General features: G+C 60.7%; 20 protein-coding genes. 8 read left to right on the forward strand and 12 right to left on the reverse strand.

Annotated features, from left to right (window positions below):
* On the forward strand, nucleotides 1–1,194 hold a 1,194-nt coding region (gene radA / locus HY836_RS06140; protein ID WP_290674596.1), incomplete at its 5' end, for a DNA repair protein RadA.
* A gap of 5 nt (nucleotides 1,195–1,199) precedes the next feature.
* On the opposite strand, the gene murJ is transcribed toward radA, so the two are convergent.
* Nucleotides 1,200–2,762 (reverse strand): murein biosynthesis integral membrane protein MurJ, encoded by a 1,563-nt coding sequence (gene murJ / locus HY836_RS06145; protein WP_290674598.1) that lies wholly within the window; start codon nucleotides 2,760–2,762, stop codon nucleotides 1,200–1,202.
* Between the two features lie 162 nt (nucleotides 2,763–2,924).
* Here murJ and rpsT point away from each other — a divergent pair, with 162 nt between their 5' ends.
* Nucleotides 2,925–3,218, forward strand: coding sequence for a 30S ribosomal protein S20 (rpsT, locus tag HY836_RS06150; RefSeq protein ID WP_290674599.1), 294 nt, complete (start codon nucleotides 2,925–2,927; stop codon nucleotides 3,216–3,218).
* A gap of 83 nt (nucleotides 3,219–3,301) precedes the next feature.
* Here rpsT and HY836_RS06155 read toward each other — a convergent pair whose 3' ends face one another.
* Genes HY836_RS06155 through HY836_RS06165 form a run of 3 tightly spaced genes read right to left on the reverse strand, consistent with a single transcriptional unit; the run spans nucleotide 3,302 to nucleotide 5,771 of the window.
* Nucleotides 3,302–4,834, reverse strand: coding sequence for a methyl-accepting chemotaxis protein (locus tag HY836_RS06155; protein ID WP_290674601.1), 1,533 nt, complete (start codon nucleotides 4,832–4,834; stop codon nucleotides 3,302–3,304).
* A gap of 48 nt (nucleotides 4,835–4,882) precedes the next feature.
* Entirely contained in the window at nucleotides 4,883–5,485 is a 603-nt protein-coding gene (locus HY836_RS06160; protein WP_290674603.1) for a rhodanese-like domain-containing protein, read from the reverse strand.
* Nucleotides 5,454–5,771 carry a DUF3579 domain-containing protein gene (locus HY836_RS06165; RefSeq protein ID WP_290675048.1) on the reverse strand — a complete coding sequence of 106 codons (318 nt, stop codon included), beginning with the start codon at nucleotides 5,769–5,771 and terminating at the stop codon, nucleotides 5,454–5,456. Before HY836_RS06165 ends, HY836_RS06160 begins: the two co-directional genes overlap by 32 nt.
* Before the next feature lie 498 nt (nucleotides 5,772–6,269).
* Here HY836_RS06165 and HY836_RS06170 point away from each other — a divergent pair, with 498 nt between their 5' ends.
* Both HY836_RS06170 and argF read left to right on the forward strand, forming a co-directional pair.
* Entirely contained in the window at nucleotides 6,270–7,472 is a 1,203-nt protein-coding gene (locus HY836_RS06170) for an aspartate aminotransferase family protein (RefSeq protein ID WP_290674605.1), read from the forward strand.
* An 18-nt stretch (nucleotides 7,473–7,490) separates the two neighbouring features.
* Entirely contained in the window at nucleotides 7,491–8,423 is a 933-nt protein-coding gene (gene argF, locus HY836_RS06175; RefSeq protein WP_290674607.1) for an ornithine carbamoyltransferase, read from the forward strand.
* 168 nt (nucleotides 8,424–8,591) lie between these two features.
* On the opposite strand, the gene HY836_RS06180 is transcribed toward argF, so the two are convergent.
* From HY836_RS06180 to HY836_RS06215, 8 genes are all read right to left on the reverse strand, one after another.
* Complete coding sequence (locus HY836_RS06180; RefSeq protein ID WP_290674609.1) at nucleotides 8,592–9,959, reverse strand: methyl-accepting chemotaxis protein; 1,368 nt, start codon at nucleotides 9,957–9,959, stop codon at nucleotides 8,592–8,594.
* A 31-nt stretch (nucleotides 9,960–9,990) separates the two neighbouring features.
* Nucleotides 9,991–10,704: an RNA polymerase sigma factor FliA gene (locus HY836_RS06185; RefSeq protein WP_290674611.1), complete on the reverse strand. Its 714-nt coding sequence runs from the start codon at nucleotides 10,702–10,704 to the stop codon at nucleotides 9,991–9,993.
* Between the two features lie 17 nt (nucleotides 10,705–10,721).
* Complete coding sequence (locus HY836_RS06190) at nucleotides 10,722–11,564, reverse strand: flagellar biosynthesis protein (protein ID WP_290674613.1); 843 nt, start codon at nucleotides 11,562–11,564, stop codon at nucleotides 10,722–10,724.
* 45 nt (nucleotides 11,565–11,609) lie between these two features.
* Nucleotides 11,610–13,391 carry a flagellar biosynthesis protein FlhF gene (flhF, locus tag HY836_RS06195; protein ID WP_290674615.1) on the reverse strand — a complete coding sequence of 594 codons (1,782 nt, stop codon included), beginning with the start codon at nucleotides 13,389–13,391 and terminating at the stop codon, nucleotides 11,610–11,612.
* On the reverse strand, nucleotides 13,388–15,496 hold the full coding sequence (flhA, locus tag HY836_RS06200) for a flagellar biosynthesis protein FlhA (protein WP_290674617.1): 2,109 nt from the start codon (nucleotides 15,494–15,496) through the stop codon (nucleotides 13,388–13,390). The genes flhF and flhA overlap by 4 nt, the downstream gene beginning before the upstream one ends.
* Nucleotides 15,493–16,677, reverse strand: a complete 1,185-nt coding sequence (flhB, locus tag HY836_RS06205; protein ID WP_290674619.1) for a flagellar biosynthesis protein FlhB — start codon at nucleotides 16,675–16,677, stop codon at nucleotides 15,493–15,495. Before flhB ends, flhA begins: the two co-directional genes overlap by 4 nt.
* Before the next feature lie 186 nt (nucleotides 16,678–16,863).
* On the reverse strand, nucleotides 16,864–17,268 hold the full coding sequence (locus HY836_RS06210; protein ID WP_290674621.1) for a hypothetical protein: 405 nt from the start codon (nucleotides 17,266–17,268) through the stop codon (nucleotides 16,864–16,866).
* 15 nt (nucleotides 17,269–17,283) lie between these two features.
* The gene (locus HY836_RS06215) at nucleotides 17,284–18,504 is read right to left on the reverse strand and encodes a porin (RefSeq protein WP_290674623.1); all 1,221 of its coding nucleotides are present in this window, start codon (nucleotides 18,502–18,504) and stop codon (nucleotides 17,284–17,286) included.
* A gap of 341 nt (nucleotides 18,505–18,845) precedes the next feature.
* Between HY836_RS06215 and HY836_RS06220 the strand changes: the two genes are divergently transcribed.
* The 4 genes from HY836_RS06220 (at nucleotide 18,846) to HY836_RS06235 (ending at nucleotide 24,012) form a co-directional block, all read left to right on the forward strand.
* The gene (locus tag HY836_RS06220) at nucleotides 18,846–20,945 is read left to right on the forward strand and encodes a DUF1631 family protein (RefSeq protein ID WP_290674625.1); all 2,100 of its coding nucleotides are present in this window, start codon (nucleotides 18,846–18,848) and stop codon (nucleotides 20,943–20,945) included.
* A gap of 199 nt (nucleotides 20,946–21,144) precedes the next feature.
* On the forward strand, nucleotides 21,145–21,570 hold the full coding sequence (locus HY836_RS06225; RefSeq protein ID WP_290674627.1) for a hypothetical protein: 426 nt from the start codon (nucleotides 21,145–21,147) through the stop codon (nucleotides 21,568–21,570).
* A 266-nt stretch (nucleotides 21,571–21,836) separates the two neighbouring features.
* Entirely contained in the window at nucleotides 21,837–22,883 is a 1,047-nt protein-coding gene (locus tag HY836_RS06230; RefSeq protein WP_290674629.1) for an AraC family transcriptional regulator, read from the forward strand.
* A gap of 100 nt (nucleotides 22,884–22,983) precedes the next feature.
* Entirely contained in the window at nucleotides 22,984–24,012 is a 1,029-nt protein-coding gene (locus HY836_RS06235; RefSeq protein ID WP_290674631.1) for an AraC family transcriptional regulator, read from the forward strand.
* Nucleotide 24,013: the final 1 nt, after the last annotated feature.

A 24,013-nucleotide genomic window follows, 5' to 3' on the forward strand; every position in this document is an offset into this window, starting at 1 on the left:
ACCACACTGGCCGACATCGAAGCGGCCGATGTGTCGCGCACGCCCACCAGCCTGGAAGAGCTGGATCGCGTCCTGGGCGGCGGCATCGTCGCCGGTGGCGTGGTGCTGATCGGCGGCGACCCCGGCATCGGCAAGTCCACCTTGCTGTTGCAGGCACTCGACGCCCTGTCTCGCCAGATGCCGGTGTTGTATGTCACCGGCGAAGAAAGCGGCGCCCAGGTCGCACTGCGCGCCAGACGCCTGGGGCTGGATGGCTCGCATGTGCGTGTGCAGGCCGAAATCCAGCTGGAGAACATCATCGCCACGCTGGCCGCTGAAAAGCCGGCCTTTTGCGTGATCGACTCGATCCAGACGGTATTTTCGGATCAGCTGACCTCGGCACCGGGCTCCGTGGCCCAGGTGCGTGAATGCGCGGCCCACCTGACCCGCGTTGCCAAGTCCAGCGGCTGCACCATGGTGCTGGTGGGCCATGTGACCAAGGAAGGCGCCCTGGCAGGCCCACGCGTGCTGGAGCACATCGTCGACACCGTGCTGTATTTCGAGGGCGACACGCACAGCAGCTTCCGCCTGATCCGCGCGATCAAGAACCGCTTCGGCGCCGTCAATGAAATCGGCGTGTTCGCCATGACGGACAAAGGCCTCAAGGGCGTGACCAACCCCAGCGCCATCTTCCTGTCTACCCACAGCGAGCCGGTGCCCGGCTCCTGCGTGCTGGTGACGCTGGAAGGCACACGCCCCCTGCTGGTAGAGATTCAAGCGTTGGTGGATGCAGGCGGCCCCAGCCCGCGCCGACTGAGCGTGGGCCTGGAGCGAGATCGCCTGGCCATGCTGCTGGCCGTGCTGCACCGCCACGCCGGCATGGCCTGTTTTGATCAGGATGTGTTCGTCAATGCCGTGGGCGGTGTGCGCATCAGCGAACCCGCGGCCGACCTGGCCGTGCTGCTGGCGATTCAGAGCAGCCTGCGCGGCCGCCCCTTGCCCAAGGGCTTCATCGCCTTTGGCGAAGTCGGGCTGGCGGGCGAGATCCGCCCCGCCCCACGTGGTCAGGATCGCTTGAAGGAAGCGGCCAAGCTGGGCTTCTCGATCGCGGTGGTGCCCAAGGCCAACGCGCCCAAGAAACCCATTGAAGGCCTGACCATCCACGCCGTGGACCGAGTGGAAGAGGCCATCGAGCTGGTGCGCTCACTGATGTGAGCTGATCAGCGCCGAATGGCCTTCTTCAAGTTCAGCCCCGTGGCCGCCAAGGTGCCGAAATACACCAGGCCGGCACCAACGAGGCAAGCCGCCATCGCGCCGATGCGCCACATGGGCTGAGCGCGCAGCCCAATCCAGTCAATGTGCTGCGTGGCCAGCCAAAGCCCGCCCCCCAGCACGGCGGTGGCCAGCACCACGCGCAAGCCAAACAACAACCAGCCAGGTGCAGGCTGATAGCGCCCAGCCCTGCGCAACCCCACCAGCAACCAGATGGCGTTGACCAGTGAACCCAGCCCGATCGACAGCGCCAGCCCCGCATGCCCCAGGATCGGCACAAAGACCACATTGAAGATCTGCGTAATCACCAAGACCGTGATGCCGATGCGAACGGGCGTCCTGATGTCCTGAGTGGCATAAAAACCAGGCGCCAGCACCTTGACACCGATCAGCCCCATCAACCCCACGCCATAACAGGACAAGGCCAACACGGTCTGCTGAACGTCCTGGGGTGTGAAACGACCATAGTGATAGAGCACGGCCACGAGCGGTTTGGCAAACAACAACAGGGCAATGGCGCTGGGCAAGGCCAACAGCACAACCAACCGCAATCCCCAATCCAGCAAGTCTGAGAAACGCCCGGTATCACCCTCTGCCTGAGCGCGAGACAACTGGGGTAACAGGACCACACCCAAAGCCACCCCCAACATCGCGGTCGGGAACTCCATCAAGCGGTCGGCATAAGTCAGCCAGGACACCGACCCGGCCCCCAGGTGCGACGCAATCTGCGTGTTGATCAACAATGACACCTGGGCCACCGACACGCCCAAAATGGCAGGCGCCATCTGGCGCAGAACACGTTTGACACCCGGATGCGACCAGGCCCGTCGCCAGGCCGACAGGCTGACACCAATGCGCGGCACCATACCAATCTTGAGCAAAGCAGGCACCTGCACGCCCAGTTGCAGCATGCCCCCCACCATGACGCCCACGGCCAAGGCATAGACCGGCTCGACGCCATGTTCGCCGAACACCGGCGCCACGAACAACGCGGCCGTGATCGTGCACAGATTGAGCAAGACGGGCGTCGCCGCCGGGACAGCGAAACGCCCCCAGGTGTTGAGAATGCCCGCACTCAAAGCCACCAGGGACATGAAGCCAATATAGGGAAACATCCAGCGGGTCATGACCACGGCCGCATCAAAACCGCCGGACTCTTTCAGACCCGAAGCCATCAGCCACACCAGCACGGGCGCACCTGCGACACCCAGCACGCAGGTCACAAGCAAGGCGCCAAACAACACCGTTCCCACGGCGTTGACCAGCTCATGCGTGGCCTGCTCGCCATTTTTTGAGCGATTTTCAGCAAGGATGGGAACAAATGCCTGCGAAAAGGCGCCTTCTGCGAACAGGCGGCGCAACAAATTCGGAATCCGGAACGCCACGTTGAAGGCGTCTGTCGTCGCACTGGCACCAAAAGCCGCCGCAATCAGCAACTCCCGAACCAGGCCGGTGATGCGTGACGCCAGGGTCAACAGCGAGACGATGGAGGCAGATTTCAGCAGGCTCATGAGCCCATTATAGGAAGCGCCCCGAGCCCGGCTTGGCAAGGGCGTTCAGTCGAGCTATAATCTTCGGTTTTCCAACCAACTTAGCCCTGTGGGGTGCGAATTGGCTGACTTGGCGACCTCACCGTTGCCCGAGCAGGCAGGCATTCGCAGGGCTCGAAAATCATGGCATCTGCATCCAAAGCCAAAAAGACCGTTCGTATTGCCTCGGGCCGCAAGCGCGCTCGTCAAGACGTCAAGCTGAACGCCGCCAACTCGGCTCTGCGCTCCAAGTTCCGTACCGCCATCAAGGGCGTGCTCAAGGCTGTGCAAGCTGGCGACAAGTCCAAGGCTTCTGAAGCCTTCAAGACTGCTCAAAGCGTGATCGACTCGATCGCCGACAAGGGCATCTTCCACAAGAACAAGGCCGCTCGTCACAAGAGCCGCCTGTCGGCCAAGATCAAGGCCATCGCCGCCTGATTTCGGTTTGACCGCACAAAAGCCCGCTTGCGCGGGCTTTTTTCATTGGCGCAGCTGAAAAGACATCCGCCTGTCGGGTCGGTTCACACCCGAAACACGGTTACAGACTGTGCGAGCCGTTGCGCCTGATCTCTCAAGCTCTCCGCAGCGGCCGCCGACTGCTCCACCAGCGCCGCATTCTGCTGCGTCATCTGATCAAGCTGCGACACCGCGCCACTGATCTGAGCAATGCCGTCACTCTGCTCCAGACTACCTGCGGTGATTTCCCCGATGATGTCCGTCACACGCTGGACACCCGCCACGATGTCGCTCATGGTCGATCCCGCATCCGCAACGAGTTTGGACCCCGTCTCCACCTTGTCCACGCTGGCGCCAATCAAGGCCTTGATTTCCTTCGCGGCCTCGGCGCTGCGCTGAGCCAGCGATCGGACCTCTCCGGCTACCACCGCAAATCCCCGCCCCTGCTCACCCGCACGAGCGGCCTCCACGGCCGCATTCAGCGCCAGAATATTGGTCTGAAACGCAATGCCATCAATCGTCCCGATGATGTCGCCGATGCGGCGGCTGGACTGATTGATGTCCTCCATCGTCGACACCACCTGAGATACAACCTCGCCACCGCGCATGGCCACGGATGCCGCCGACTCAGCGAGTTGATTGGCAGTCCGTGCTGATTCGGCCGAGTGACGCACCGTACCTGTCAACTGCTCCATGGACGACGCAGCCTGCTGAAGGTTGGAGGCCGTTTGTTCGGTTCGCTGACTGAGATCGGCATTGCCCGTCGCCACTTCGGCACTGGCCACCTGGATGCTGTCTGCCGTCTGGCGAATGTCCCCCACCAGCATCGCCAACGAGGTTCGCATATCGGTCAGAGAGGACATCAACTCACCCAGTTCGTCATGCCGATCTGCAACCGGTCTATCAGACAGATCACCATCTGCAATCGCCTTGGACAGCTCGCCAGCCTGACGCAAACCGGTCATCACACTGCGCGTGGTCCACATCATGATGAGCAACATGCTCCCGGCCAGCAAGCAGGCTACGACAACGGCCAGAACGGCCGACTGGCGGTTCTCGATGACGGCATGTTCATAGGTAGCCTTTGCACCAGCCTCCTGCAAAGGAATCGCTGCCTGCAAATGTTTGATGAATGCCTTGTGCGCAGTTGGCCAAGCCGTCTGCAACAGATCATCCACGCGATTGCGATCACCAGTGTCGTAGGCCTTGTCCAACGCATCCAGCATCGACACAACCGTTGGCCACCCCTCACGCAACTGCTTCAACAGCGTGCCATGCTCGTCATTGGTAGCCGACTGGGTTGAGGCCTGGGCCCAGGCTTCATCAACCAGTTTGCGAACCTGCCGCAGGTGCGTCAGATTGCCTGGCGCCGCGTATTGGTCGAGCAACAAGCCCGCAGCACGGGCCCGCACAGAACTGAGCGAACCATCAATGCGCTGAAGCGCCACCAATGGCTTCACACTGCCTTCCAGCATGGCCTCCAGCGCGCGCCCTCCCCGCTGCACCCCCAGCAAGGTCAGTACGGCAAGCAGCACCGCCCCGACAACGGCCACCAAGGCTGCGAATCGCAACCTGGCGCGAATAGTCAAGTGACTCATGAACCCTCCCTCTGATTGCATCGTGACGCGACGAGGCGCCAAAGGCGCTTATTGCGTAGGCAAGCCCTTGCTTTCCCACTCGGGCAAACCGCCACGCAGCCAGTGGACCTGCTTGTAGCCGGCATCCCGGGCCATCACGGCCGCTTTGTAGCTCTTCCAGCAAGTTCCCGCATTGCAAAACAAGACAAAGGTCGCCGCTTTGTCTGTCGGCAATTTGCCAAGATCAAAACTGTCCTGACTCTTGTCAAACACGGGATCCTTGGCGCTCTTTTCCTTGTAGGGCACGCTGACGGCACCCTTGATGGTTTTTTCGGCGTATTCGTTCGCCGCGCGCGCATCAATCATCGGCGCGCCTTTGGCAGCCAGGTCACGCGCCTGCTCCGCAGTCACGACTTTGACGCCATCCAATTTGGTTGGCGTCTCGGGCGCAGCCCAAGCCGGGCTCAAGAGGCAAGCAGACAGAGCCGCAAGAGGCAGCCAGCGCAGGAAATTTGTACCCATGTCCAGTCCTTTCGACGCCATGCAGGCATACACACAGACAACATGTCGACGAAAACGGACGGGAACTTGAGCACTGCATGTGGACCAAACGCCGCGCAGATGCATCAAATTTGGCGATTCAACCCCTGCGATCAGGCAACAAACACGCATCTACGACCTGCAGGTCGTTGTCTCGCGCGAAGTTCATGACGAAATCCCAGGCCATGGGCTCCAGGTCTCGCAAGGCTTCGTTAACGACCACGCACTTCACATCGCCCATGCTCGTGGGCACGCAATACGGCGAATAACCGATGTGCGCAGCGATACCCATGGCGGCTCCGCCGGGGCGGAAACTGGACATGGCGCCAGCCAGTCGCTCGGCCCAATCGCTGGGGCGAAAGGTTCTGCCGTTGCTGGTGACGCCTTGGATGAAGACTTCGCGTGGTTTGGTGGGGATGGGGGAGGTAGAAGGTGGGGGCGTCGACACGGTGGCGCTTCCGACGGGCTGTGCAATGGGTGAATTGACAGGCGCAGCGACAGATTGTGTCTGGCGGCTGCGGGGAACAAGGGCAGACCCGGACGGGTAGTCCTGGCCCGGCACCTTGGTGATGGACACGGCCTCAATGAGCGTTTCCATGCGTGACAGTCCTCCATTGTCGCGGTCGAATTGATCTCCCGCAACATTGATGCCAAGAGTCCGCGCCCTCAAGTGGGTCACCGACTTGACACCCGCCCGTGCGCAGCCCATCGCACGCACCACAAGGGCAATGTCGGCGAGCCTGTCAGGCACCTGAAGCGATTGCGCCCCGCTGCGCACCCGGGATCTGCACGGAAATCGCTGGTGCGTGAACGATGCCCGCATTCCTGAGCAGCCGCCTTTTACATAGAATAGGCTCTGGCGCAGTGCCTGCTGCGCCATTTTTCTTTTGCAAACGAACCTGAGATCCCTCTCACCATGAACGCTCCCGTGTCGATGCCCCATGTGATGCCCACCTACGGCCGCCTGCCGATTGCGCTATCGCACGGCGAAGGCGTGCGCGTCTGGGACACCGATGGCCGACGCTATCTGGATGCGCTCGCGGGCATCGCGGTCAACACCCTGGGCCACAAGCATCCCAAGCTGGTCCCCGCCCTGCAGGATCAGGTCGAGAAGATGATCCACTGCTGCAACTACTACCAGGTGCCGCTGCAGGAGGAACTCGCCCGTCTGCTGGTCGAGCGTTCGGGCATGACCAATGTCTTCTTCTGCAACTCAGGTCTGGAAGCCAATGAGGCCGCCCTGAAGATCGCGCGCAAGTTCGGCCACGACAAAGGCATTCACCGCGCCGAGGTGGTGGTGTACGAAAAGGCCTTCCATGGCCGGTCGATTGCCACGCTGTCGGCCACGGGCAACCCCAAGGTGCACGCCGGCTTCGAGCCGCTGGTCGAAGGTTTCGTGCGCGTGCCGCTCAACGACATCGCCGCGCTGGAAGAGGTCGCCCGCACCCGTCCCAATGTCACCGCCGTGTTCCTGGAAGTGATCCAGGGCGAAGGCGGCATCAATCCCGCCCGCGCCGAGTACCTGCAGGCCGTGCGCGCCCTGTGCGACAAGCAAGGCTGGCTGCTGATGCTCGACGAGGTGCAATGCGGCATGGGCCGCACCGGTAAGTGGTTTGCCCACCAATGGGCTGGCATCCAGCCCGACGTGATGCCCCTGGCCAAGGGCCTGGGCTCTGGCGTGCCGATTGGTGCTGTGGTCTGCGGCCCCAAGGCCGCCAACGTGCTGCAGCCCGGCAACCACGGCACCACCTTTGGCGGCAACCCGCTGGCCATGCGTGCCGGCGTGGAAACCATCAAGATCATCGAAGAAGAGCAATTGCTGGCCAATGCCGACCGCATCGGCAAGCACATTCATGACGCACTGGTTCGCGAACTGGGCGAGCTCAAGGGTGTGAGCGAAATCCGTGGCCAAGGCCTGATGATCGGCATCGAGCTGGACCGCCCGTGCGGCGTGCTGCTGCAACGCGCGGTCGATGCCGGCCTGCTGCTGAGCATCACCGCCGACAAGGTCATCCGCCTGCTGCCGGCTTTGATCATCACTGCGGAAGAAGCTGACGAGATCGTGGCCACCCTGGTGCCCCTGGTCAAGACCTTCCTGTCTGAAACAAGCGCTGCTTAACCTGATCGCAGAATTCGCATGAAGCCCGGTATGAGCCTGATCAAACACTACCTCCAGTTCAAGGACCTGCGCGAACAGGAGTACGTCTACCTGTTCGAACGGGCGGCCATCATCAAGAAGCGCTTCAAGAACTACGAGAAGTACACGCCGCTGGTAGACCGCACCCTGGCCATGATCTTCGAGAAGGCTTCCACGCGCACCCGCGTGAGCTTTGAAGCCGGCATGTACCAGATGGGCGGGTCCGTGGTGCACCTGACCACGGATGGCAGCCAGCTGGGCCGCAGCGAACCGATTGAAGACAGCGCCAAGGTGATCTCGCGCATGGTCGACATCGTGATGATCCGCACCTACGAGCAGTCCAAGCTGGTGAAGTTTGCCGCCAACTCGCGTGTGCCGGTCATCAACGGCCTGACCAACGAGTACCACCCCTGCCAGATCCTGGCCGACATCTTCACCTACATCGAGCACCGTGGCTCGATCAAGGGCAAGGTCGTGGCCTGGGTAGGAGACGGCAACAACATGGCCAACACCTGGCTGCAGGCTGCAGAGATCCTGGGCTTCACGGTGCATGTGAGCACGCCCAGCGGCTACGAGATCGACCCGGCCGTGGCCGGCATCAACGACACCAGCTGCTACAAGGTCTTCAAGGACCCGATGGACGCCTGCCGTGGTGCGCATCTGGTCACCACCGATGTGTGGACGAGCATGGGCTTCGAAGCCGAGAACGAAGAACGCAAGAAGGCCTTTGCCGACTGGTGCGTGGACGCCGACATGATGGCCGTGGCCGCACCCGATGCCCTGTTCATGCACTGCCTGCCGGCGCACCGTGGCGAAGAGGTCGAGGCCGACGTGATCGATGGCCCGCAATCCGTGGTGTGGGACGAGGCTGAGAACCGCTTGCACGTGCAGAAGGTACTCATGGAGTACCTTCTGCTGGGGCGCATTGGCTGAAGGCCAATGTGAACCTGGGCCGACAGGCCCGCAAGCGGTTCCGGCGAAGGCTCACATCACGCCAGTGATGTGAAGCCGCCGAAGGCGGCGGGCCGTAGCCAAAACCGCTTGCACGTGCAAAAGGTACTCATGGAGTACCTTTTGCTGGGACGCATTGGCTGACCGTATTCAGAACCGATAAGCCAGGCGCAAGCCACCCCAGTGCTTGCCAGCAACCGTGATCGGTGCGGCCACTTCCTTGAGCAGCACGAACTTGCCGCCTCCCATGTCGCGGCGATAGGTCTGCAGCAGGAACGGGCGCTTGTTGCGCGCCGAAGCCAGGCCTGTGCGGTCATTGAAAATGCGACGCCAACGTGAATTGGCGGTGTTCCACACCACATCGCCCGGCCTTTGTAGCTGGCAGTAGATGTGGTTGTGCGTAGAGATATAGCCGTTGCGATCCGCCGCAATGCAGAAAACCACGTCCGGCAGGGCCTTGATCGCTTCTTCCTGTATGGCGGGAAACAGTTCGTCCGTCAGCGCATTGAAGCGTGTGGCGTGCTGCTGAGGTTGCGTGCCGGCCATGGCCTGGTAGTTCTCATCGAACAGATGCTCCAACGAGATGCGCCGAGATGCCACGGCCGCTTCGAGCGTGGCGGCGATCTTGCCCGCGGTCAGCTGCACGAGTTCGATGTAGGGCGTGTCCGACGTACGCACGCCAGAGCCCGCAATCATCTCCATCAGGCGCTCGGATACGGTCAGCACGGCATCGCTGCGCTTGAATGCAGCAGATAGCTCCTGGCGAGCCTTGCCCACCTCACCCTCCATGAGGCTGACTTCCTGATTCACACTCTGCGTCAACGCGCGGCTCGCATCGGCGGCGGCACTGATGCGTTGAACACCCTCTTCCACGCCATGCAAGGCCGCATGAAAGGTCCTGCGACCTTGCTCGTGCTTGGCCGAGCCATCAGCCTGATCGGTCAAGTCGCTGGCCAGCGATTGAATACGTTGATCGAGTTGCCCGATCGTGCTCATGATGGCCTTGGAAATGGACTCAACCTGGGTGGACAGATCCTTCACGGCATCCGCCACAACAGAGAAACCTGCGCCGGCTTCACCAGCACGCTTGGCTTCAACGGACGCATTGAACGCCACCAACCGCGTCTGCAAGGCCACCTGGGTAATCTGCTGAGCGGCATCGGACACCTGATGCAAGGTTTCGACCACACCGCTGACTTCCCGGCCCACGTGGGCCACCGATTCGCGCGCCTGCTGCATGGAGGCCATGCCGCCAACGGTCTCGGCGTGAATCTGATCCTGCGAACGAACGATGTCGTGCAGCTTGGCCACGAGGCTGGCCAGGGTTTCGGTCTGGTGATTGGCCACCGCCGTGGTGTCTTCCAGGCTGCCACGCAATTGCGCTGCCTCGCAGCCTAGCCCGCTGGTGTCACGCTCTAGCGTCTCTGCCAGTTGAATCAACTCCAGATTCATCGCGGACGCAGGTTCAGGCTTGATCACGTCAGCCTCTACCGGCTTGCGATTGAACAACTTGAACATGGTCGTGCCCCTACAGTCACTCAGCTAACACTCACCACTCGCGCAGCTTGACGCGCAGGCGGGCAATGGACTGGCTGTGCAACTGGCACACGCGGGATTCGGTCACACCCAACACAGCGGCAATCTCCTTGAGGTTCATATCCTGCTCGTAGTACATGCTCATCACATACTGCTCGCGCTCAGGCAGGTTCTTGATGGCCTCGACCAGCGCATGTCGCATGCGGTGATCCTGCAGCAGGCTCAAGGGGTCGTTGCCCTCATCGGTCACATGGCGATCCAGATAGTCGTTGTCGCCATCTTCGCCGCTCATGTCTTCCAGGTAGATCAGCTGGGTACCGCGCACCTTGCCGAGCATCTCCTGGTAGTCAGGCAGGGTCATGCCCATTTCCTGGGCGATTTCGCTTTCCTGCGGGGCTCGGCCCAGGCGCTGCTCCAGCCTGTGCACCGCGCCTTCAATGTCGCGCTGCTGTTTGCGGGTACCGCGGCTGAGCCAGTCTGCACCGCGCAATTCGTCCAGCATGGCGCCGCGAATCCGCTGGGTGGCAAAGGTTTCGAACTGCACGCCCTGCCCCGCATCAAAGCGCGTCAAAGCATCGGTCAGGCCAATCATGCCGACCTGAATCAGGTCATCGATCTCGACGTTGGCCGGCAGTTTGGCAATCATCTGGTGCGCCAGGCGTCGCACGAGAGGACTGTATTGGCGCAACATCGCGTCGATCTCAAGTCGTCCTTTGGCGGTGTACATGCTCTGCTCCATGAACATCAATTCAGTACGGGGGCGGCGCAAGAAGGCAAGGCTGCCCCCGGCGACATCAGGTGGTCAAAGGCCGTGTCGCTCAGAGCGAGCGGCAAGGCGGTGCGCAGCAGACCTGCTGCCAGTTCCAGAAAACGGGGATGCGGATCAGCGGCAGCAGGCTCGCGCGGATCCAGCAATTGCCAGTCACGTTGGGCAACACCCAGAAAATCATCGGCGCAACGGGCCAGGCGCTCGGCCACAGGCTGGGCCTGCTGGCTGCGCGTGGTGGCACACACAAGCAGGTCGTAGGCCATCCAGGCCCCGCGCTGGCTGATGATCTTGACGGCCGAGTACGCCTCCTTGAGGCCCTCAGCCAGGTCGTTGGTGAACAGCAAGGGGCGCAGATTGGTACCACGGGCACGCTGCGAGAACAGGCGAACGATCTCGCTGGCAGAGGCGTGCACGATCACCACATCGTATTGCGGTGCCGTGTTGGCGATGGTGTCGAGCAGGCTGCTGCACGAACCACGGGCATCCACATAGCGCAGCGGCAAGCCACGTGCAGGCATGTAGCTGACCTGGTCCGACAACTCCTCGATGCCTTCGGCCAAGTCAAACTCGGCCAGCTCACCTGGCGGGCGCGCCTGCTCGCTGGCATCCACCACCAGCACCTTGAGGTTGAAGCTGGTGTAGGCCGCGCACAAGCGCTCCAGCACCAAGCCACCACAAGCCGTTGCGGCATTGGCCACCACAGGCACAAAACGCAAAACCCTGGAGGCAAACATCTGCCTCAAACCCTGGGCTTGATCCACCGGGTGGTGGGCACGGGTACCGCTTGTGCTGACCTGATGGCTGTCGTTGCGGATCATGTGTGGCTGTCTTTTTTATTGGTTCGAGTGGGTGACAAGCGGTGATCAGACGTGACGCGGAGAGGCCATGGCATCTGCCGTCACCTGCGCAGAGAACACCAGGCTGACCTCGTTGGGATCGAGCCGGTAAGCAGGGTTGAGGCTGGCTCGCAGGGCGCGGTGCACCAGCGCTTGTGCCGACAGACGATGCCAATCTTCGGGCACGCGTTGGCCATTGGCCACACCCAACACTTTCAACTTGTGACGAATTAACGCATCCAGAGCCGGACCGAGCTTGACTGCCTCATCCAGCTTGGACAGCACCACGCCCGCACAGGCTTCGGCGTGATACGAATGCATCACATCCTCAATCGAATCACCTTGCGCTGCGGTGTTGATGACCAGCAGTTTTCGGATGCTGGGATGGGCCAGCATGTCCAGCAGTTCCTTGGTGCGGCCATCGCGTTGGGCCATGCCGGCCGTGTCGATCAGGATCAGCTTCTTGCCCGAGAGCAGCTCCAGCAGGTCTTCCAGTGCGGCACGGTCATGGGCCATGTGCACGGGCACACCCAGGATGCGGCCATAGGCACGCAGTTGCTCGTGTGCACCGACGCGATAGGCGTCCAGCGTGATCAGGCCGAGATTCGTTGCGCCGTGTTTGGCAGCAAACGTGGCAGCGAGCTTGGCGGTGGATGTCGTCTTGCCCACACCTGTCGAGCCGATCAGGGCGAACACGCCGCCTTGATCTTCAATGGGCAATTCGTGGTCGGCTGTGTTCAGGTTGCGCTGCAGCACTTGCGTGGCCCATTGCACTTCGTCGTGGGCGCCATTGCACACTTCTGCGGGCATGGCATCCAGCATCTTGCGGATCAGCACGGCCGAGAAACCCGCATCCAGCAGGCGTTGCGCCAGTTGCGCTTGTGAAGGTGTGCGGCCGAGCTTTTCGATGAAAGCCATCGTCTCGAAGCGCTCCTTCATCATGGCGCGCATGGCACGCAGCTCACCCAGCATCGAGGCATTCGCATCTTGCGCGGCCTTCAGTGCAGCCAGGGTGGCGGCATCAGGTTGCGCCACACGGATGGCATCACGAGCGGGCGTGACCTTGTCCATGGTCAGGTCGGCGTGCTCGCTGCGCAGCGGCACCACTTGCGCGGGCTTGGGCTGTGGTGTTGCGACTTGCTGAGGGCGGGCCTGAGGCGCGGCCTGACGCGGTGCAACCGGTGCCTGACGAGGTGCAGGCGGCGCCCACTGGCCCATGTCTTCATCAACCTGGGGTGCCGCGCGACCACGCATGGCCTCGCCCGTCAGGTCAACAGAGGTTGACACAGCGGGCTTGGTGGCCTTGGGCTGAGCAAAGCGCTGGTTGAGTTGCTCTTCGGGCGGCAAGGCCATGGCCGGCTCGGTGCGAGCCTGCATGGCGGCCTGGCGGCGCTTGAGCATGCGTTCGCGCACATAGTCCTGGAAGGACAGCGTGCTCATCGCCAGTTGCTTGACGTCGTCCTGCACGGTGCTGGCCAGGTTGGCCATGGTTTCCTTGGCTTGCTTGGCGGCGCCCTTCTTGAGAGGCAGGCTCACGGATTCATCGCGGGACTCCACGCGAAGCTCGGCACGGGAGTCGTGGCGAGTGTCTGCACGCGATTCAGCACGTTGAGGCACCAACTCAGGCGCATCCTTTTCCACGGCATAGTGGTCCATCGCAGGCACGCTGTCAGCGGCCATGGCCAGGATCTCGATGCCACCTTCAGCAGCAGGTTTGGTCGACAGCACCACAGCGTCATTGCCGAATGCGGCCTTGACCTTCTGCATGGCCTCACGGCTGTTCCGTCCAGTAAAGCGTTTGACGTTCATGCGTGGCCTCCGATCAGGGTACCGATGCGAATCGAATGAGTCTCAGGAATCTCGCTGTGTCCCAGCACCTTGAGACGAGGTGCGGCGCGCTTGAGCAGTCGAGCCACCGATGGGCGGATGACATCCGGCACCAACAGGCAGGCCGGGTGGCCCATGTTTTCCTGACGTTGCGTGGCCTCGGAGGCCTGGCGGGTCAGGTGGTCGGCCACACCCGGGTCGAGCATGGGGCCGCTGGGCGAAGTCAGGGCTTGGGTCAGAAGACGTTCCAGATCCGGGTCGATGGCGATCACATCGAGTTCGCGCACTGGGCCGTAGATCTGCTGCACGATGGCCGGGGCCAGACCGATGCGGATGCGACGGGCCAGCTCGGCCGGGTCGTTCACCACATTGGGGCTGGAAGCAGCGTGCTCGGCCACGGTTTCGATGATGGAACGCATATCGCGGATATGCACGCCTTCTTCGAGCAGAAGCTGCAGCACTTTTTGCAGGGTGGAGATGCCGACCATCTTGGGAACCACGTCTTCGATGAGTTTGGGGGCCAGTTTCGTCACATGCTCTACCAGTTGTTGGGTCTCTACGCGTCCCAGCAACTTGGCTGCATGGAGTTGCATCAAGTGTGAAAGATGGGTGGCCACCACGGTCGAGGGATCAACGACCGTGTAGCCGGCCATTTGCGCGGCATCCCGCTGGCGCTCTTCCACCCACACGGCGGGCAGGCCGAAGGCGGGGTCCACGGCCGCGGTACCCGGTATCGGGTTGACCACATGGCCGGGGTTGATGGCCATCAGCATGTTGGGGAAGACCTCGCCCTCACCCACCACGGCACCGCGCAAGGTGATGCGGTAGAAGCTGGGCTTGAGCTCCAGGTTGTCCTTGATGTGCACAGATGGCGGCAAAAAGCCGACTTCTTGCGCGAACTTGCGGCGAACGCCCTTGATCCGGGTCAGCAGGTCGCCGCCACGCTCCTTGTCCACCAGCTGGATCAGGCGGTAGCCGACCTCCAGGCCCAGGGTGTCGACCGGCTGCAGGTCTTCCCAGGTGGCTTCGCCGTTGGGGTTGGCCACTTCCGAAGCGGGCTTGTCGACCGGCTTGGGCGCATTGCGGATCGCCTCTTGCTTTTGCGCCATCTTCCAGGCCCACCAACCCAGGCCACCGCCGATGGGCAGGAACACAAAGGAAGGCATGCCAGGGATCACACCCAGCAGCCCCAGGATGCCACCAGCCACGCCGATGACCTTGGGGTTCTCGAACATCTGCCCCATGATCTGGGCGCCCACGTCCTGGTCCTTGCCGACGCGCGACACCACCATGGCGGCGGCCACCGAGATCAACAGACCTGGGATCTGCGCGACCAGCGCGTCACCAACCGCCAGCAGCACGTAGGAACTGGCGGCATCTCCGGGAGACAGGCCGTGCTGCACCACGCCGATCACGAAGCCGCCGATGATGTTGATGAACAGGATCAGGATGCCGGCAACCGCGTCACCCCGCACGAACTTCGAGGCACCGTCCATGGAGCCATGGAACTCGGCCTCTTCGCCCACTTCCAGGCGACGGCGCTTGGCTTCCTTCTCGTCAATCAGGCCGGCGTTCAGGTCGGCGTCGATCGCCATCTGCTTGCCGGGCATGGCGTCCAAGGTGAACCGGGCGCTCACTTCAGCGATACGCTCAGAGCCCTTGGTGATCACCACGAAGTTGATCACCACCAGGATCGCGAACACGATCAAACCAACCGCGAAGTTGCCGCCAATCAGGAAGTGGCCGAAGGACTCGATCACATGGCCGGCGGCACCTGCGCCCGTGTGCCCTTCCAGCAGCACAACCCGGGTAGAGGCCACGTTCAGCGACAGGCGCAACAAGGTGGTCAACAGCAGCACCGTCGGAAAGGCTGCGAAGTCCAGCGGGCGCAACATGGTGGCCGCCACCATCATCACCATCAAGGCCGCAGCGATGTTGAACGTGAAAAACACATCCAGCATGAAGGGCGGCAGTGGCAGCACCATCAACGCCAGCACGCAGACCACCACCAGGGGCGCGGCCATCACCTGCATGTTCTTGTGCTGCCCGCCGAGGGCGGACTGGAGCTTCATGACCATCGCGTTCATACTTCAAACTCCGATTCTTCTTGTTCGACCTTGGCCTTCAGCTTGGCTGCGTGCTGGGGGTCCAGCTCGGCAGGCACATCCAGATCAGGCAGGTTGCCAGGCAGGGGTGAGCGGCCAGCCAGCGCATTGCGCAGCTGGAACACATAGGCCAGCACCTGCGCCACGGCGCTGTAGAGCGCCACAGGCACTTCCTGGTCCACTTCCGTGTTGGCATAAAGCGCACGTGCCAGAGGCGGGGCCTCCAGCACGGGTACGCGGTTCTCGACGGCCAGATCGCGGATCTTCAAGGCCAGCAGGTCCAGCCCCTTGGCGACCACACGGGGCGCGCCCATCGTGGCCTCGTCGTACTTGAGCGCCACCGCATAGTGGGTCGGGTTCATCACGACCAGATCGGCCGTGGGGATGGCGGCCAGCATGCGCTTGCGGGCCATCTCGCGCATCTTCTGCTTGATCCTGCCCTTGACCTCGCCGTTGCCTTCTTGCTGCTTGTATTCGTCCTTCATGTCCTGGTGGCTCATCTTCATCTTCTGGGCGAAGAGGAACTTCTGCAGCGGCCAGTCGATGATGGCAAACGCCGCCATCACCAGCAGCATGGAGCCCAGCACCTGCCCCAGGGTCACGCCCAGGTCATGGATGGCAGAAGGCAAAGGTTGCGACAGCAGGCCCATCAAACCGGGCCAGGCCTTGTACAGGAAGGTCGCGCCCGCCGCGCCCAGAATCAGCCCCAGCGCCGACGCCTTGAGGGCATCGATCATCTGCTGCTTGGAAAACAGGTTGCCGAAGCCGGCGATCGGGTTGAGCTTGCCGAAATTGGGGTAGACCACCTTGAAGGACATCACCCAGCCACCGGCCATGACGCTTGCTGCGGCAGACGCCAGGGCGATGCTCAGGCTGAATGGCACCACGATCATCAGCGCTTCCGTGGCCCACTGGCTGAGCCGATCCAGCATCACACCGTCATTGGCCACCATGCGGGCATCGAAACGCAAGCCGGCATGCAGCAGGTTCTGCATCTTGTCCATCCAGACCGGCGTCAAGCCCATGAGCACGCCCGTGGCCGCCAGGATCACCAGAAAGTGGCCCAAATCCTTGGAGCGAACGACCTGGCCCTCTTCGCGCGCTTTCTCAAGCTTGCGCGCCGAGGCTGGTAATTGCTTGTCTTGGGAACCTTGATCGGACATGGTGTGCGAAGGACTGCTGCTTGATAGGCATTCTTCGCGAGCACCGGCAAATCTTTAGCCGGATAAGAGGGGTGCGCAGCAGGCTATTCAACGAGCGTTTTGCCTGGCGCAAATGCAGATCGGGCCAGGTGTGAACTGCGTCACGCCTGGCCCGATCAAGCCGGAAATCGCAAATACGAAAATCGGTCAGTTGATGGACATCAAGACTTTCACTGAAGCATCGGCCTGGGTCTTGTCGATATACCCGATCGCCTTGGGATCAGTGGCCACGGCCTTCTTGATGGCATCGGCATCCGGCAGCATCAGTGGCGCCTGGCCTTTACCGGTGAACACCACGCGCGCCCAGACGGCTTTCATCTGTGAGGGTTCACGGTCGGTGACCTTTTTGTAGAACTGATCACGCATCGCGTTGCCTTCCGGCATGTCGATCAGCTTGCGATCAAAGGTTCGGCCCAGATACAAGTTGGTTAATTGGTCTTTGTTCAACGGGTCAGCATTAGGGCCACCCACGACCACGATGTCAGCATGCGCGGCGCCGAACAGCCCCACCAATACAAGTGCTGCCAGGGATTTCGTCATAAGCTTGTTCATGTTTGACTCCTTGGCTTAGAAAACGAAATCGAGCGCGACGCTCATGACGTTTATTTTTTTGTTGGCAACACTTGGTGACGCAGTGTCCGTAAATATATATGTCGAGTTATTTTTATACTGCGCCAACTCAGCCTTCAAGGCCACGCTACCGCCCAACTCATATCGAGCACCAAATGCCAAGCCCTTAGCCTTGGGAGGAAGCCCTCCCTCACTGATCGTAAAGGTTTCTTTGTATTCACTGACCATGACATAAGGCATGACCGAGTCAAACCGATAGCCGGCGGCGATATACCACCCCTTGCTGTCTTGGACCTTCTCGTCACTGGTCGAACGACTGACATGCTCGGCCATCACAACAGTCTTGCCATCATCATACTGCAGACCGAATTCCGTGAACTTATCCTTGAAGCTCTTCGAACTATCCAGGGTCGCTGGCTGTCCGATCAGGAGATATGGTGGGGGAGTAATCAAGGAAATATTGATATTCGTGCGATCACTTATTTGAGAGGCACGAACTGTCCAATCGCCCCACTCCACGGCAACGTTAAAGCCATGTATATTATTCGTCTCTGTTTTGGTGGTATTTTGCTGGTAATAGACCGGATCCCCACCCACCATACCCATGACCATATTGGGCACCGCAGTAACACCAGAACTGCTTCCAGTAGAGTTGCCGTATGTCAATTGACCGGAAACAACGACTGGGCCAAATGCATGCCGGACCGTTGCTTGCCCCCCATCCACATTAGAGAGCGGCATCATGGCGTAAACCAATGGCGAAACGCGCAGCCAGGGCGTGGCGTAACCTACCAATCGAGAATCCGAAACAAGGAAGGCCGGCAACACAACTCGCCCGGCCTTCACGTCCAAGCCATCAATACCGGTGTACTGGGCGTAGGCCCATTCAAATCCCAACTCAAACTCTTCGCCACCACGTCTTGAACCCAAGACCTGTGAAGTCAGCGTAACACCATTACTGAAAATCGCAGACCCCTGCGCAGCCAGCTTGGAGTCAACCCCAAGATCCGGCTTTCTGCCGGCTCCACGGACCTGCTCGACACTGGTTCTGAACTCAGTTTCATCGGTGTTCGTCTTGGCGGCACCCAAAGTGCCAAACCCACTGAACTTGTATTGCACGTCAGCCAGCGAAGGGGCAGCCCAAGCGCCCAAACCCACGGCGCAGAGCAACACCACCAGGCGCCGCGGTTGCGGATGTTTTGTCATCGATTTCTCCATTCAAGACAAGAATAAGAAGACAGGTTCGGACATATCGAGTGGATACCTGAGCGCGATCAAGCGCGCTTTTCCTGGCCTGTCCGAAAGAACCCAACAATTCACGCAGGCACCAGCCTACTGCACCCCCCGCATTCCAGGGGGTCTATTTTTCCCTGTATTGAAAAAATGCAACACCGCAGAAGGGTCATGTGCGCCTCGCCCGCGAGTGCGCCCTCGCGCCTGGTTTGTTTTCGAGACGCTCGTCACACAGGCGCAGCCTTTTCACCAGTTGAAGAGGCAAGGCGTTTCAGCTTGCACCCCATGCGCCGAGGAAACGATCAGTTACTCGAACACGCAGGACCATGGCCGACTCGCCTCCCTATCAACAGCATCGCGATTACCTGCTGGGCCGCTCGCCCGAACTGGCTGGCCTGATCGTGGACAACACGCAGGCGACCATGCGTGCCTGCGGCACCGACACGATGCTGGCTACCGATCGCAGCCTGCTGTTTCAGGTGGCGGAAGCCGTCCAGACGCATCGCATCACCTTTCAAAATGCCCTGACACGCCACATTCAACAGGCCATCCAGGAGCACGGCCAGGCGGGCAACGGCGGCCTGAGTCTGAACACCGTCGTCAACCTGGACGAACTCACCTTGGTAGACGAGGACCAGGCCGAACAAGAGATTGAGGTGTCCCGAACCGTCCAACTGGTTGAATTGAGCGCTGAATGGGAGCTGCGTGAATTGCAGGCCTTCACCTCAACCTTGCAGGGCGAAACCAGATTGCGCCCCCAAGACAACCCGTTCAGGCCGGCGGCCTACGCCAAGGCCTTGAGCGCCGCCGTCAGAGAACTGGCCTTGACGCCCAATGAGCGCCAATTCTTGCTGCGGCTCAGTGGCAAGGTTCTGGCAGAACAACTGAAAAAACTTTACGCCCAAGCGTGCGAGCGCCTGCGCCAACAAGGGCTCAGGCCGCTGGCTTACAAAGCTGCCATCTCGCCCAGACGCGCGCCACCACGGTCAGACGTCAACGTCACCCAGCCCGGCGCCTTGGAAGCGCTGCTGGGCAAGTTGCCCGCCTCGGTAGAGCCGGCTACCGCAGCGAGCGGCGCTGGCGTCCCTTCGGACATGGCGGCAAACAAGACCAGTGATGGCAGTGCCCTGACCTTTCAAACCTTGTTGGACAGCCCACCACGGTTTCGACAAACAGCACCGACACGCACCTACACACCAGAACAGGTCAGCCACCTGCTGAGCAGGCTGTTCGCGCAAATGCATCACGATCAAGAAGTGCAACCTGCCGTGCGCAGCATGATTGAGCAGTTGCAGCCCGCCGTGATGCGCGTGGCCCACCACGACCCGCAGATCCTGCGCTCGGACCAGCATCCCGCCTGGCGACTGATCAATCAGCTGGCGTCTTACGCATCAGGTTATGGCGACGCTGATCATGCGGAGCTGACCGCGTTCCTGCAATTTGCCCAAGCGCGCATTCAGCAACTGGTGCCACCACCAGGCCCGACGATGGCGCAGCTCGAAACCACGCTGGCCGAGATGCAGCGCTTCATCGACACGCAGACCCAGGCGCAGCTTGAGTCGACCCCGCAGGCCATCGCGCACATGCAAGAGGCCGACCTTCGCCTGTCCGTGCGGCCTGTGCTTCGACAACAAGTCGAGCAACAAATTGGCAGCGCGAAGGTCAAGCCCACCATCCAGGACTTCCTGCTCGGCCCGTGGGTAGACGTGCTCACACACCTCATGGCGTGCGGCTCCAGTTCGGAAGAAGAGATACAAGCCATGATGGCCTGCGTCGACGACTTGCTGCACAGCCTGCAACGTCCCCGCACCTTGGACGAGCGCGAAGCCTTGCGCCAATCCTTGCCAGACCTGATCGACAGGCTCAAGCGGGGAATGGCCCACATTGATTGGCCGATGGATCAACAAGAAGCCATCCTCAATGAATTGATGCGCATCCATGGTCATCACCTGGTGGCGCAACCCAAGGCCGCCAAGCCGCAAGAAGAGCCCACAGCAGCCGATCTCGTGGCCCAGATGCGCGAAGACATGGATGCCGATCATCGGTGCCATGCGCGCTCTGGCCGACACGCACAACTGGTCGACACCAATTTGGGCACCCTGCCGACAGTGCCCATGGCTTATGGTGAAGACATGCCTCATGCCCAGCAGGCCATCCCACCACAGACCCCAGCCGAGTGGACTGAATCCCTGCACAAGGGCATGTGGTGCAAGCTCTTCCTGCAAGGTCAGTGGGCCACGGCCCACCTGCTGTGGACCAGCTCGAACCGCCAGTTCTTCATGTTTACCAGCGAACACGCTGGCCGCATGCACGCCATGACACGGCGCGCGCTGGAACGCTTGCGCTCGGAAGGCCTGGCCACCAACTTGGAAGACCGCAGCCTGATGCAACGTGCGGTAGACAGCTTGCTGCAGGACCTGGCCTGAACCACTGTAGGCAAAGCCCGGGCCACAGCGGCCATCAAAGGGATATCGAAAACCATCTCTGGCTGGATGCCTACAATCGGCCCATACTTGACTGCTTCGCTGACCAAATTAACGCCAGGGGCAAGTGATGCCAAAGCGTCAATCAATCGACAGGCAGCCATAGATCGGCTCGCCGCAGGCTATTCAAAATGAGGCGAGCATGAGCCATTTGTCCCGAATATTCGTCGTAAAAATTGCGCTGACAGCCCTTCTTTGGGGTGGGCCACTGCTGCTGTTTCCGTCCAGCTGGCTGCATTGGCTTGGCTTTCCCGTTCCCGAGCCTCAGATTTTTTTGCGCCTACTCGGCATGGCTTATCTGGCACTGTTGGTTGGGTACGCTTTCGGTCTTCGCATGTCATTGCACCATGGCTATCCTGCTGGCGCCGTCTGGGTTGGCATTGTCAGCAACGGCGGGGCGTTTTTCCTGCTGGCGGTCGCCGCAGTTCTCGGTGTTTGGGCATCGTGGGGTGTCTTGGCTCAATCCTTCATGTGGGTCTCGGCCATCGGAACCGGCTGCATCACGGTTGGGCTGGTGTGGTTGGGCCCACTTGGCTCGCATGACGCTCGGCGCGATTCCTGCGCATAAATGGCGCATTCTCACGCGCGCACAACGGTATACGACACACCCAACACATTAAGCTTTGGCTTGCCTTGCCCTTCGCATTAACCGTGACGGCCATTCATTCGCACAACGGCTTCAGCCTAGGGAAACCCCGATGCATGCAGGTCGACATTAATGGTCACGAGGCGCCAGAATGCCGCCAACCATTGCAGATGGACTGTTAGATTGATGCCGAATCAAGTGCGCATCAACAGTCAATCGGCAGACACAGCTCTTTGTATTGGCGCACCATGTTGATCTCTCCCATTAACCTTCGTGTTCTGGCAACGACCCTGGACATGGAAGGCTATGACTCCAAGGTCGTGTTGAACGAATGCGGAATCCAGTCGCTTGAGGATCTCGATGACACGATCTGGCTACCGCTTGGGCTCTATGAGCGCATGGTTCAGGCCGCGCTGAAACACACGCAAACACCAGGCTTCGGCTTGACGGCAGGCACCAGCCTGGCCAATCAACGCTATGGCTTGCACCCGATGCTGGTCATGCACATGCCCAGCTTGCGCCAAGGGCTGCAGGATGTGATTCGCTTCACCCCTTTGTTGCTGGCACAACCAGAGTTGTCGCTGCAAGAGTGCAACGACAAAGCCAAGCTGATCATCGCGCCTATCTTGAAGCAGGGGGCAGCCGCCATATACCGCGCCGAGTTCATCGCGGTTTGCATGCTTCAAATGCTGAGGTATGGCAGCGGCAACTCGATCAAGGTCTCGCAGATTCATTTTGCACACCCGGCACCCGCACATGAATCGCGGTACAACGAGGCTTTCGGCTCAGGCATCTTCTTCAACTCGCCAGAAAACGCCATCATCTTCAACAGCGAGGTGCTGGATCAACCGCTGCCATGGCACGACCGCGTGAGTTACCTCGAATACAAGACCAAAGCAGAGTTGAGCCTGAGCGCTTCGTTGCATCAGGTGGACCTGGTACAACGCGCGAAGAACGTATTGATCAACGCGTTCCCCAACGCGCCGTCCATGGATGAGGTCGCGTCGCAAATGGGCACCAGCAAACGCAGCTTGCGCAGACACCTGGCCTACCGGGGAACCAGCCACACAGAGTTGGTCAAGGAGTGCCGCCAACTCATCGCAGAACACAGGCTGTCAGACACCAACTCGTCACTCAAACAGATTGCTGGTGAACTGGGTTTCTCGTCGGTCACCTGTTTCCATCGGGCCTTCAAGAACTGGACGGGAAGGACGCCACAGGAATGGCGCGACGAGCAGGTGTTGGCGGTGCGCCGCTCACCAGACCTGGCGCCTCAGGCCGCCAACCCGTCGTGATCGACCTTGACCGCATGCAGCGACGAACGACAGACCATTCGATACGCCTCGCCAAGCCGGCATCACGACGCATATGCATGTATCACCACTGAATCTCCAAGTGCTGGCCTATACGCTGGATGTGGAGGGTTTCAACTCCGAGGGGGTGCTACAGCGGTGCGGCCTGCGGCTTTCGGTGGAGCTCAATGAGAACGGTGAATGGATCCCGATTGAAGCCTATGAGCGGATGATCGAGGACGTGCTGGAGACAACCCAGGATCCCTCATTCGGATTGGTCGCAGGCAAGAGCCTGGCATTGATGCGCTACGGGGTGATGGTCCCCATATCGATGTTCACACCCAGCCTGCGGCAGTTGCTGACCGACATTGCCCGGTTCGCCGCACTGGTCATGGATCGAGCGGAAATCAACTTGGACGAAGCCCCCGGCAAGGCTCGTCTTGTTGTGTGCCCGATTGTTCGCGAAGGCGCCGCAGGCAAATTCCGATACGAATTGGCGGCGACCAGCGCCTTGCAGATGCTCAAGTTCGCAGGCCTGGACAACGATGACATCTATGACGTGAGTTTTCCTTACGCCTGCCCTGCAGGCATGGCACGCCGTTACGAGGGCGTATTTGGGCCGCATTTGCAGTTCAACCAAGCCCAATGCGCCATCGATTTCGATCCACTGTGCCTGGATAAGCCCTTGCCATCGCATGACCCGGTCTCCTATGCGGCAGCTTGCACGCGCGCGGAATCAGCACTGCTCGCCCGACAAAGTCAGATCGATACGGCCGAGCGTGTGCGGCAACGCATATTGGCGGCCTTTCCTCAGCAGCCAGGCATAGCGGACATCGCCAGAGCGCTCGGCATGAGTGAACGAAGCTTGCGCAGGCACTTGGCCACACTGGGCACAACTCATCAGGAACTGATGCGTGAGTGTCAGTATCTCAAGGCGGGCCAATTGCTCTGCGCCAATCAACTGTCGATCAAGCAAATTGCCGACGCATTGGGCTTCTCTTCGGTCACAAGTTTCCACCGTGCGTTCAAACGATGGTCAGGCACGACGCCCCTGGGATGGCTGACCTCGCAAACTGGAGGCGATCAGGCCGACAACAATCCAGGCAACTCGCTCAAGATCAAAAACGACTGAA

The organism is Aquabacterium sp., assembly GCF_016234775.1.
Classification (GTDB): domain Bacteria; phylum Pseudomonadota; class Gammaproteobacteria; order Burkholderiales; family Burkholderiaceae_C; genus Aquabacterium.